Annotated in this window: 9 protein-coding genes, 1 tRNA gene and 1 pseudogene; 7 read left to right on the forward strand and 4 right to left on the reverse strand. The window is 47.4% G+C overall.

The genetic code is table 11. The annotated features are described in order from the left end of the window. Window positions 1-4: 4 nt before the first annotated feature. Window positions 5-238: pseudogene (locus AC1DLM_RS25790) on the forward strand (IS3 family transposase); the annotation flags it as partial. 191 nt (window positions 239-429) lie between these two features. Here the strand turns inward: AC1DLM_RS25790 and AC1DLM_RS25795 are convergent. The 4 genes from AC1DLM_RS25795 to AC1DLM_RS25810 all read right to left on the reverse strand — a co-directional run bounded on the left by AC1DLM_RS25795 (window position 430) and on the right by AC1DLM_RS25810 (window position 3,534). Next, on the reverse strand, window positions 430-765 hold the full coding sequence (locus AC1DLM_RS25795; protein ID WP_441991461.1) for a DUF5658 family protein: 336 nt from the start codon (window positions 763-765) through the stop codon (window positions 430-432). Between the two features lie 182 nt (window positions 766-947). After that, window positions 948-1,019: transfer RNA gene (locus tag AC1DLM_RS25800), tRNA-Lys, on the reverse strand. Between the two features lie 119 nt (window positions 1,020-1,138). Then, window positions 1,139-2,695, reverse strand: coding sequence for an ABC-F family ATP-binding cassette domain-containing protein (locus tag AC1DLM_RS25805; RefSeq protein ID WP_171637022.1), 1,557 nt, complete (start codon window positions 2,693-2,695; stop codon window positions 1,139-1,141). Between the two features lie 95 nt (window positions 2,696-2,790). Then, entirely contained in the window at window positions 2,791-3,534 is a 744-nt protein-coding gene (locus AC1DLM_RS25810; RefSeq protein WP_477571574.1) for a spermidine synthase, read from the reverse strand. 348 nt (window positions 3,535-3,882) lie between these two features. Here AC1DLM_RS25810 and AC1DLM_RS25815 point away from each other — a divergent pair, with 348 nt between their 5' ends. From AC1DLM_RS25815 to AC1DLM_RS25840, 6 genes are all read left to right on the forward strand, one after another. Continuing rightward, a complete protein-coding gene (locus tag AC1DLM_RS25815; RefSeq protein ID WP_441991459.1) occupies window positions 3,883-4,842 on the forward strand; it encodes a carbohydrate ABC transporter permease in 960 nt (319 codons plus the stop codon). Further along, complete coding sequence (locus tag AC1DLM_RS25820; RefSeq protein ID WP_171637012.1) at window positions 4,839-5,684, forward strand: carbohydrate ABC transporter permease; 846 nt, start codon at window positions 4,839-4,841, stop codon at window positions 5,682-5,684. The genes AC1DLM_RS25815 and AC1DLM_RS25820 overlap by 4 nt, the downstream gene beginning before the upstream one ends. A gap of 81 nt (window positions 5,685-5,765) precedes the next feature. Then, on the forward strand, window positions 5,766-7,535 hold the full coding sequence (locus AC1DLM_RS25825) for a sensor histidine kinase (RefSeq protein ID WP_477571575.1): 1,770 nt from the start codon (window positions 5,766-5,768) through the stop codon (window positions 7,533-7,535). After that, window positions 7,513-9,123 carry a response regulator transcription factor gene (locus AC1DLM_RS25830; protein WP_477571576.1) on the forward strand — a complete coding sequence of 537 codons (1,611 nt, stop codon included), beginning with the start codon at window positions 7,513-7,515 and terminating at the stop codon, window positions 9,121-9,123. The genes AC1DLM_RS25825 and AC1DLM_RS25830 overlap by 23 nt, the downstream gene beginning before the upstream one ends. A 181-nt stretch (window positions 9,124-9,304) precedes the next feature. After that, window positions 9,305-10,636 (forward strand): ABC transporter substrate-binding protein, encoded by a 1,332-nt coding sequence (locus AC1DLM_RS25835; RefSeq protein WP_477571577.1) that lies wholly within the window; start codon window positions 9,305-9,307, stop codon window positions 10,634-10,636. A gap of 174 nt (window positions 10,637-10,810) precedes the next feature. After that, the gene (locus AC1DLM_RS25840) at window positions 10,811-11,794 is read left to right on the forward strand and encodes an aldo/keto reductase (protein WP_441991498.1); all 984 of its coding nucleotides are present in this window, start codon (window positions 10,811-10,813) and stop codon (window positions 11,792-11,794) included. Window positions 11,795-11,889 lie beyond the last annotated feature (95 nt).

Here is an 11,889-nt window from a genome sequence, read left to right on the forward strand (position 1 = left end):
ATGAATGAGTCGGAAAGGTAACTGCTATGACAATGCTTGCATCGAATCTTTTCATAGTGTACTAAAGAAAGAGTTTGTTTATTGTACGAGATTTTTGACCAAAGCCCAAGCACAACAAGATATGTTCGAATACATTGAACTTTTTTACAATCGTAAAAGGATCCATGGTTCTTTGGGTTACCTTTCACCCGTTCGATTTGAAGAAAACTATTACAAGAGTGTTGCTGAATTCTCTTAACGAGTGTCTACTTTCTTGACAGAGGTCCAAACCTACAGTTAATTTTAACCATTTTACCTAATGTGAAGAAAAGAGGCCGTTTTAGCTACATATTTTACAGTTAAATCGAGTTTTCGAAGAAATCTCTCGTAAATAGCTGTATATTTTCCAGTTACCTTCCGAAACGGAGTCGCCTTATGAGGACAGCGTAGCTAGGCAGAACCAGCGACATACGTAAGCCCATAAGAAAGCCAGACGAAATGATATACATTGACGGCTGCATAAACGATAACAGTGAGGGTTAGGCAGGGCTGCACCCATAATTTCTGGCGAATATAGGGATATATGAGCATTAGCGCGAGAGGGAATATGAGTTTCACGAGGTAATACGCGATGATGTGCCATTCGTAGAGATGGCGGATGAACGGATTGGCCTCTTGAATGAGGGCTAGCTGCAAGCCGATATCGGTGAATAGTGCGTCGAAAAAGCAGAGAATGAGCAGCAATACCAGCAGTTTGCTCTTAAACATGGATCGAACAACAAGCATACGGTTCCTCGCTTTCCGTGGCTTCATTCGGATGCGTTCCGGAGCATCGGGCAGGTCAGAGGTGAGGAGGACGAATTCCACTATTGATACATAATGTATCATTCCGAAGGCAGTTTGTCCAGTTACACCGACGTATAAGAAAATCCCCCTGCGATCCGATGGAGATCGAGGGGGATTCGTTATAGGCCCGGTGGGGGTCGAACCCACAACCTACCGGTTAAGAGCCGGTTGCTCTGCCATTGAGCTACGGACCTAAGATCGCTTAATTGTACCATGCTGCGTAAGATTGGGTCAATTTATTTTCCAGAACCTGCCTTGAAATAAAGAGCTTACCCCATCATAAATGGGGTAAGCTCTTCAAGTTACGCGTGGATTAGAATACTTTCGTCGTCCACGACTCACAGTTCCAAGTCTCTGTCACGACATCGCGATAGAAGTCAGGTTCATGGGAGATTAGGATGATGCTGCCTTTGTACGCTTTCAGTGCACGCTTCAGTTCTTCCTTCGCATCGACATCCAAATGGTTCGTCGGCTCATCGAGCACGAGCAAGTTGGTTTCACGATTGATCAGCTTACATAGGCGGACCTTCGCTTTCTCACCACCGCTGAGCACGACAATCTTGCTCTCGATATGTTTGGTCGTAAGTCCACAGCGAGCAAGCGCCGCGCGCACTTCGAATTGGTTCAATGACGGGAACTCGTTCCACACTTCATCAATACAGGTATTGTTGTTGGACTCTTTAATTTCCTGTTGGAAATAGCCAACTTGTTGGTTTTCACCTTTATGCACGGAACCTGACAACGCAGGGATTTCGCCTAAAATGCTGCGCAGCAACGTCGTCTTCCCGATCCCGTTGGCACCGACGAGGGCGATTTTTTGCCCGCGCTCCATGCGCAGGTTAAGCGGGCGGGATAACGGTGAGTCGTAACCGATAACCAAATCTGTCGCTTCAAAGATGAGCTTGCCAGCTGTGCGGCCTTCTTTGAAGTTGAATTGTGGCTTCGGTTTCTCTTTGGCAATCTCAATGACTTCCATCTTGTCGAGTTTCTTCTGTCTGGACATCGCCATGTTCCGTGTGGCCACGCTTGCTTTGTTACGTTGAACGAAGTCCTTCAACTCCGAAATTTCCTGCTGTTGTCGCTTGTAAGCAGACTCCAACTGGGATTTTCTCATTTCGTGGACTTCTAGGAAATGATCGTAGTCACCGACGTAGCGGTTCAAGGCTTGATTTTCCATGTGGTAGATCAAGTTGATTACGCTGTTCAGGAACGGAATGTCATGTGAGATTAGGATAAAGGCATTCTCATATTCGTTCAGATAGCGTTTCAACCATTCGATATGCTGCTCATCCAAATAGTTCGTAGGCTCATCGAGGAGCAGGATGTCTGGCTTTTCCAAAAGAAGTTTCGCCAACAACACCTTCGTACGCTGCCCACCGCTCAAATCGTTCACGTCTTTATCTAAGCCGATATCTGTCAGACCCAGACCGCGGGCCGTTTCTTCGATTTTGGCATCGATCATGTAGAAATCCTGATTCGTTAACGTATCTTGAATCGTTCCTACATCCTCGAGCAAGCGCTCAAGCTCTTCAGGCGAAACGTCGCCCATGCGGCCATACATATCGTTCATTTCCTGTTCCATATCGAAGAGATACTGGAAAGCACCTTTCAACACGTCGCGCATCGTCATACCTTTGCTAAGTACGGCATGTTGATCGAGGTAACCAACGCGCATGCGCTTGGACCATTCGACTTTCCCGTCGTCCGGCTGCAGCTTGCCGGTAATGATGTTCATGAAGGTCGATTTCCCTTCACCATTTGCGCCAATAAGTCCGATGTGCTCGCCTTTCAACAGGCGGAAGGATACATCGTTGAAGATCGCGCGATCCCCAAATCCGTGACTAAGTCGTTCTACATTTAATATGCTCATGAATGACACCTTTTCTATTGAACTTTTTTTCTTCTTACATTTTATTATAAACGATAGGAAGCAAACAACTCCCCCAGGTGAATAAAAAAAGGAAATTAAGCTTCATCCATCAGGATATGCCCATAGCCTGGCTCTATTTCGACGAAGCCGGCCATATGGCGCATGTGGCGGGTGATCGGTTTATTTTGCCCCATCAGGATCATATTCTGCAGATCGCGGCGTCCCTCCGAGGGGAGGGCGAATGCTTTAACGTGGTTAAACACTTCACGAAGTGTTGTGTGAATGGCGGCTAGGAGCGGATCATGCTCACCTTTGCCCATTAGGTTCAGAAGAATAGCGCCGCCCTCGTCGAGCTTGGTGTGGACGATTTGGAAAAAGGTTAATGACGTTAATGACAGCGGTGTGCCCTTGTCAGTAAAAGCATCAACGAGGATGTAATCATACGTTCGTGGAGGCTCGTTGCTTAGAAGCTGCCTGCCATCACCGATGTGCACATTGTCCTGGTTATAACCGAAGTAGCGCCTGCTCAACGCCACGACATGTTCATCCAACTCCGCAACGGTGAAGCGTTTCTCCTTCAGGTGGGAAGCGATCGTACCGATCCCGTGACCGATAAGGAATACACGTTCAAAGGTGGGAGCATTAATCTGCATGAGATGAATCATGGCTCGTGGATATTCGAAAAGGATACGATCTGGATGATCCAAATCCATCGCACCTTGCATGGCCTGATTGGAAAACTCCAAGACGCGGAAGCTCCCTTTTTGATCAGAAAAGGTGTTGGTGTCATAAATGGAGATGTCATGGTGGGCGGTTTGTTCCTTGTATAGCACGTTCAACGATCGGATCTCCTTCGATAATAGGTATGTGGATAGTATATCATAGCGCGGCAAGCAGCATAGCAAGACACAGGGAACGTTATGACAAGTCATAGCGGGAATCGTGATCCCAACGTCAGCAATGTTATCCAGTTCGAGGAGGTAGAGAGGTGAAACAACGTAGTTTTAAAATGGCTGCTGCTGAGAGGCTGACTTTGACATTAGCGCTAGAATAGGCTAGGAGGTTTTTCTGTCTGGGTTGTGTTCGATAGGGATGAAGTTGTGTTCAATCCTCTCATTTTCTTGGGGCGAGGGCTCTTTTATACTGATGATAGATGAAATTACTATTAGAAAAGGGTGAGCCCCAATATGCGTACACAACCTACGACAAATACCAGTAAACAGGCTCAAAAGCGGTTCTCCGCCTTTCATTGGAAGGGCCGCTGGGAATCGCCTGTAGCAGGGTATTTGTTCATCTCCCCATGGCTGCTTGGCTTCTTGCTCTTAACCTTATGGCCGATGATCCGATCGGTTTATTATTCCTTTACCAAGTTTACTTTGCTGGACGCTCCCGATTGGATCGGCTTGAGAAACTATGAGCGCATCTTCGCCGACGATGAAACGTTCAGACAGTCTCTCACTGTCACGCTGTTGTTCGTTGTCATCTCCGTGCCAATCAAGCTGGTGACTGCCCTGTTGGTCGCTATGCTGCTCAACAAGAACATAAAGGGAATTTCCATTTATCGTACATTTATTTATTTGCCATCTCTAATCGGAAGCAGTATCGCCGTCGCGGTTCTATGGAAAAATATTTTCGGGATCGACGGATTTATCAATAAGTTTTTAAGCATTTTTGGGATCGAGGGGATCAGTTGGATCAGCTCCCCTGGTACGGCTCTGGGCACATTAATTATTTTGGTAGCGTGGCAGTTCGGCTCTTCGATGGTTATTTTCCTTGCGGGGCTCAAACAAATTCCATCGGAGCTCTATGAGGCTTCTTCTGTCGATGGCGCGTCGAAGCTCAGACAATTTTTCAACATTACGCTGCCCATGCTTTCCCCGGTTCTGCTATTTAATCTGGTTTTGCAGACGATTGGCTCGTTCCAAATGTTCACGCAGGCATTCATTATTACAAAAGGCGGCCCGATCAACTCTACGTATATGTATGCGCTGTATTTGTACGAAAGAGCTTTCGCCCGCTATGATATGGGCTACGCTTCGGCATTAGCCTGGATACTGCTTGTTATTATCGGCATCGCGACTGCCTTGATCTTCGCATCATCCCGTTACTGGGTATTCTATGAGACTGAAGGAGGCCGTAAGAAATGACACTAACGCAGCGCCGGACTCTCGGCTCCCATATTTTTTTAACCCTATTCAGTATCGTTATGGTATATCCCATCTTGTGGTGGGTTGGAGCCGCATTCAAATCCAATGATGAGATGAGCTCGCCTAATTTGTTCCCGAAAGTATGGTTGTGGAGCAACTTCACTGACGGTTGGGTTGCGCTTCCGAAATTTACGTTCACGCACTTCTATATAAACTCCTTCGAGTTGATCGCAGGCGTACTAATTACATCGGTGCTTTCTTGCAGTCTCGTCGCTTTCGGCTTTGCCCGACTTGACTTCCCGCTCAAAAATTTCTGGTTCTCTATCCTGATGGTAACGTTGATGCTGCCTAGTCAGGTGACGTTAGTTCCGCAGTATATTATGTTCAATACATTCGGTTGGATAAATACGTATCTGCCGTTCTATGTCCCGCATGCATTGGCTGGAGGTATCGGTGGACCCTTCTTTATTTTCCTGCTTATTCAGTTCATTCGCGGGCTTCCGAAGGATTTGGACGAATCGGCCAAAATTGATGGCTGCAGCTGGTTCGGCATTTACTGGCGCATCATCCTACCACTCACCAAGCCTGCACTAGTCACGGTAGCGATCTACTGCTTCCTATGGAACTGGGATGATTTCTTCGGTCACTTGTTGTATATCAACTCGGTGGACAAATATACGGTAGGGCTGGCACTCAAATTGTTTGTAGACAGTCAATCTGCCTTGCCTTGGGGTCAATTGCTGGCGATGTCACTCGTATCCATTGTTCCTTCGTTAATTATCTTCTTTATGGCTCAACGTCATTTTGTGGACGGCATTGCTTCCGGTGCGGTGAAGGGGTAAAATTTGATGAGTTGCTAAAAAAGCTGCGATATTGTGCAGCTTTTTTAGCTTTTAGGTTTGCCGCCTGAGGGGAGGGCCTTGATGAACTTATTCAAACGTGTGCGGATTGATCGGTTGTTTTTCAGCAGTTTCGCTTCTTTCTTATCGATCTTGCTGCTCGTCTTTACATGGATCAGCTACAGTGTGACGTCTAGAGAACTTGCGGATACGTCATCCTACTACCAACAAGATATGCTCAATGAGTTGAATAAGCAGGTTGATATCCAGCTGAAATCGATCGAACAAATGTCGCTGGCTGCCTCCCGAAATATGAATACGATTGGCTATGATCCCTTTGAAAAGGATTTGCTACAGAAACATATTCGAAGGGAAGATATGCTGCAGATGCTGGCTAGGATCACCTACAGTACGACGATGGTGCAGTCCATCTATTTATACATTGACAATTCTACTCCGACCGATTCACAGGCGCCTGTGCAAATTCTCGATATGGCGCATGTTCAGGATGAGCTATGGTATCCAGAAATTCAGAAATCAGACTTCAGCTGGATTGGGGAACGTACGCTTCCAACGAACAAGGGGCCGCAACGGTTTATCAGCTTCGCCCGTAAGCTGTACAACAATTCTGACAAATACTATGGTCTGCTGATGCTGAACGTGAAAGCGTCCGCCATCGAAAGCTTGGTTCGCGGGGAGTCCGAGGGTAAAGAGAGGAACCGGTTGCTGTTGGATGCCAGCGGCAGAACGATTGCCACGATTGGTAAGCCAACATTAAGTGAAAATGATCTTAGGCTGATCAGTAGCAAGGAAATCGCTTCGAATTATATACACCTACCAGTGAACCAAGATCAGAGTGAGGGAGCTCTGCTCGTGTGGAGCAAGGTGCGATCGGATTGGATGTTGATTGAAATCACGCCATGGAATGAAATTGTACACGGCAGTATCCGGCTGGCCTATATCCTAGTCTCTATTGGTCTGATGGCCATCTGCATCACCGCCTTCTTCACGCTGTTCCTGTCAAAGCAATTCACGAAGCCGATTCGCTTGCTGCTTGCGCGAATGGGACGTGTGCCCGCGACAGGGGCTGGCATGGATCTGCCTACAGACTATGAGAATGAGTTCGGGAGCTTATTCAACGGCTATCGCCGGCAAATGGAGCGGATTGAAGAGTTGGTGCAATCGCTGCAATCCCAGCATAAGCGTAAGCGAGAAGCGGAGATATTGGCGCTGCAGGCGATGATTAATCCCCATTTTTTGTATAATACCTTGGATCAGCTGAACTGGATTGCTATTGATTCTGGGCAAGAGAAAATCAGTACAATCGTTTCGTTAATGGGCAAAATGTTCCGTATTGGTCTTTCCAATGGTGAGACAGTCATTCCAATTCGGGATGAGCTTACGCATGTTGATTGCTACCTGCAAATTCAAAAGATTCGTTGGGGCGAACGTCTTCATTACACCATTGAAATCGAAGAGGAGCTAAAAGAACTGTATATTTCGCGTTTAACGATACAGCCATTTGTCGAGAATGCATTCATTCATGGATTTCATGGCAGAAGGGCTGGGGAGGTTCATATTGCCCTTAAGCGTAAGGAAAGCGAATTGGAAATTATCATTCGTGATAATGGCGTAGGTCTACAGCCAGGTTGGGATGTGCCGAAGCCGCGCAAAACCGGAGGCTATGGCGTTAGGAATGTGATGGACCGCATCGCTGCCTATTTCGGGGAGCCTTATGGAGTTACGATGCGAGGCAGAGCGGAAGGCGGAACGGAAGTGGTCCTGCGACTACCTGTACTGCACAATAAATCCGAAGTGGAGGAGGCCTTTCATGTGGAGAGTACTTATTATTGATGATGATTTTCAAGTGTTGGAAGGGATGAAGAAATCCATCCCCTGGGAGCGTTTAGAGGCCGAATGGGTAGGAGAAGCGATGGATGGGCAGGAAGGACTCCAGAAGGTGAAGGAAACGAGCCCAGACATTATCATAACCGACATCTATATGCCTATGATGAATGGTCTCGAGATGATCGAGCAACTGAAGCAGGTAGGATTTGCGGGAGAAATCATTATTCTCAGTGGTTATTCCGATTTTCAGTACGCGCGTCAAGCGCTGCGACTGCAGGTAAGTGATTACTTGTCGAAGCCAGTCACGATGGATGAGCTAAGTGGTGTGCTGGAGCGGGCTATCCATGAGCTGGAGACCAAGGAACTGGCGAAGCTAGAGCAGGAGGAGACGCGGCGCAGGTTAATGATGTACGAGCCCTTCGTGCAGAAGGAATGGCTGAAGTCGATCGTCACGGGTACGTTGGGTCGGGCTATCGCGGAGGAAAGCATGGAGCCGATCGACGAGAAATCGTGGCTAAGGCAGAAACATCTCATCATGGGCATCGAGCTCATGGGGACAATCCGTGTATCGAACCTCACCTTAACGGACTGGAGCTTGTTCCGGTTCGCTCTGGCCAACATCATCCGCGAAGTGTTAGAGCGGGATTGGCCGCTTTCTGAGTTCATCGAGCTGCACAGCCATCATGCTGCCATCGTTTTTCATATTCCTCTAGAGCAATCAGATGCAGAGGCAAGAGCGAGTATARAGCGTATCGGAGCGTACATTTCGGAATGTACCCAGACTTATTTGAAATTAAGTATCCGTATCGGAATTGGAAGTGTACAGGCGGACTGGAGACAACTCTCTGACTCAACAGAAGAGGCTTTCTTGGATCTCCTGCAGCAAACGCTGAACGAAGATCAGGAGACTCGCCTATCCAATCCTGATGCTGCGGAGCCTGAGTTTACAATTCGCCCTATCAAGTTTTATCAAGAGCTGGCCGAGGCTATCGTATATGCGAAGAAAGAGGAGACACTTGCGATTGTGGATGCCTACTTGGCGCAGCTTCGCCAGATGCCTTCCGTAACGCCAGCGTATCTGCAATACTTATGCTCGGAACTGTGGACGATTCTGGCCTATTCGCTATACAGCACCGGCGTAGTGCTCGACGATCTGTTTCCCGGTCTGCCGGCAAACCAAGAAATTACCAAGATTCAGACAATCGAGGAGCTCCGGGATTGGCTTGAGATCAAAATCTCCGGCATTTCCTCACAGCGTGGATGGAGCGAACATTCCAAACATAAGGAAGCCATCGATTTCATGATTCAATATGCGCATGAGCATTATGCCGAGGACATTGCTTTGGAAGATTTATCGAAACAGCTGTATTTAACCCGCAATTATTTGAACCGGATGTTTAAGAAAGCAACGGGAGAAACCTTTACGAACTATTTGATCCGTGTAAGGCTGGAGAAAGCCAAAGTACTGCTGACGGAAGGCAAGCACATGATTTATGAGATAGCAGAAAAGGTGGGCTACAAAAATGTGGCTTATTTCAGCTCTATTTTCAAAAAACATTACGGTATGAATCCGAGTGAGCTCGGAAAGAAATAGGTTGTGCTCGATTGTGGTAGAAATGTGTTCATTACCCTTATTTTGATTGTGTCCTTCGGTTTATATAATGAAGGTATAAGCGTGCTGCTGATGAATGGAGTTGCCACAGTACTTCGTTCCTTTTATCGAAAAGGCGTTGACACATGGACCTGAATATGGAGTACAGGAAGGGGTTAACAGAATGATGAACAAGCAGATAAAAAGATGGGGTTTACTGACAGTTACAGCACTTACAGCGGTAAGCTTGACCGCTTGCGGTGGCAATACCGCGACCAGTACCAAAACGGGTACAAGCGCACAACCAAGCAGCGGTGCAGCAGCAACAGCAGCAGTGGATAATAAGCCTGTGAAACTGCGCATTGTATGGTGGGGCTCACAAGCCAGACATGATGCGACTTTGAAGGCACTTGATGCTTACACGAAGAAACATCCAAACGTTACGTTTGAACCGGAATTTTCCGGGTTCGATGGCTATGCGGATAAGCTTGCCACTCAGGCTGCGGCGAAAAATGCACCGGACGTGATCCAAATGGATCCGGCTTGGTTAGCTGAATATAGTGGAAGAAACCAACTCGTGGATCTGTCCAAAGGTATTAATACCGCGGATATCGATAAATCTCTCGTCGATTCTGGTAAATATAAAGATAAGTTATATGCGATTCCTTTAGGAAATAATGCGACGGGGATGCTATTCAACAAGAATGCCGTGGACAAACTGGGTATCACACCTCCGGCTAATGGCTGGACATGGGATCAATACTTCCAATTCGGCAGGGATGCGAAAGCAAAGCTGGAGAAAGATAAATATGCGCTAATGGATGCGACGAGTGATTACACAGTTTATTCTTCCTACCAGATCAGCCAAGGCAAAGGCTACCCGGTAACAGTAGACGGCAAATTTAATTTGGACAAGGATACGTACCTCACGTACGCGAAGAAATACGCTGACCTTCGAAAAGAAGGCGTTGTTCCCCCACCGGATATTGCAACGACAGATAAAGAATCCGATGCAAAGATGGATTTGATGAACAACGATACGGTTTTGATCAAGCGCAGCTTTGCGGCACTGTTACCTGGATATGAAGGCGTGAAGCCGGGCGCTTATAAATTTGTTACGCAGCCCAAAGGCGCTCAAGCCAGCGGCTTCCTGAAGCCGTCCATGTTCTGGTCCATCAGTGCGGATTCCAAGAACATCGAAGCGTCCAAAGCGTTCATCGACTGGTTTGTAAACGATACGGAAGCAGCGGACATTTTGACAACAACGCGCGGTGTACCCGTTTCCAAAAAGGTTCTCGAATATTTGACACCTAAGCTAACGCCTGCAGATAAACAGCAAATCGAGCTGATCAAGAATGTAGCACCGGATGCACAACCATTTAATCCTGGCGCTAAAGGCTGGAGTAACTACACAGCTAAGGACTTTAAGGATATTGGTGAAAAAGTGATGTTCGGCAAAATTACACCGGAAGCGGCGTATGATGAATTGGTGAAGAAAGCGAAGGATTACCAATAAATTGTGGGAATAGAGCAATTCATGAAAAACTCAGGTCGTCGGGATGTTCTCGACAGCTTGAGTTTTTCGCGTTGGTGAAGCTCAGACTCGCCACTTGCGTGAATTGGGTGATTCCTACTGGTATCGTGTATAATCATGGGAGAATCACATTCTTGCGAGGAATAGGTGAATAGTATGATGGGGAAAGCGGTACTTCGGCAAATGGGCAGCTCGTCGTTGGCGTTGTCGCCACTTGGGCTCGGCTGCTGGCAATTCAGTAACGGTCAGGGCATGGTTGGGAAGTTCTGGCCGGTGCTGAAGAAAGCGGATGTGCGCAGCATCGTTCAGACCAGTCTCAAGGGCGGGATTAATTGGTTTGATACAGCGGAGGTGTACGGAAAAGGTCAATCTGAGCAAATGCTAGCGGAAGCACTGCGCGAAGCGGGTCCTTTGGCTGATGAAGCACATATTGCGACGAAGTGGTGGCCGTTCCTTCGTACCGCGAGCAGCATCACGAGCACGATTGAAGAGCGCATACGGCTGCTGGAGAATCGGACGATCGACCTGCATCAGGTGCATCAGCCTTTTTCATTTTCATCTGTTCGAGAAGAAATGAACGCGATGGCAGGACTTGTGAAGTCAGGTAAAATCAAGAACGTAGGCGTCAGTAATTTTTCTGAGGATAAAATGCGTGAAGCCGACCGCGTCCTCCGCGAGCACGGACTTCGCCTCATTTCCAATCAAGTGAAGTATAGCTTGCTGGATCGCAGGATTGAGCACAATGGGATCATGGAGGCTGCCAAGGAGCTTGGTGTCGCGATTATCGCGTACTCACCGCTGGAGCAGGGGATCTTAAGCGGCAAGTTTCACAAAAACCCAGAGCTGGTGAAAGCAATCAAAGGTCCGCGTAAATTCACATCGGCTTTCCGTGCTTCGGGGCTGCAGAAATCGAAGCCGCTGATCGACAAGTTAGATGAACTTGCACTGATCTATGATGCATCACCAACGCAGATTGCACTGAATTGGCTGATTCATGCGCATGGGGAGACCGTATTCGCCATTCCAGGTGCGTCGAAAACACATCACGCAGAAGAGAATGTGAAAGCCATGCAATTCACACTAACCGAAGAGGAATTAAAGCAGATCAGCGATGTTTCGAATCGCGTGCTGAACCAATAAGAGAAGCCTCCAATCACTTCATCGTGAGTTGGGGGCTTTTACCTTTTTCGAAGAGAATAGGAATGTTATACAAATCTCTCCTATAAGTCTATGAA

It is taken from the genome of Paenibacillus sp. 01T442, from assembly GCF_056398345.1.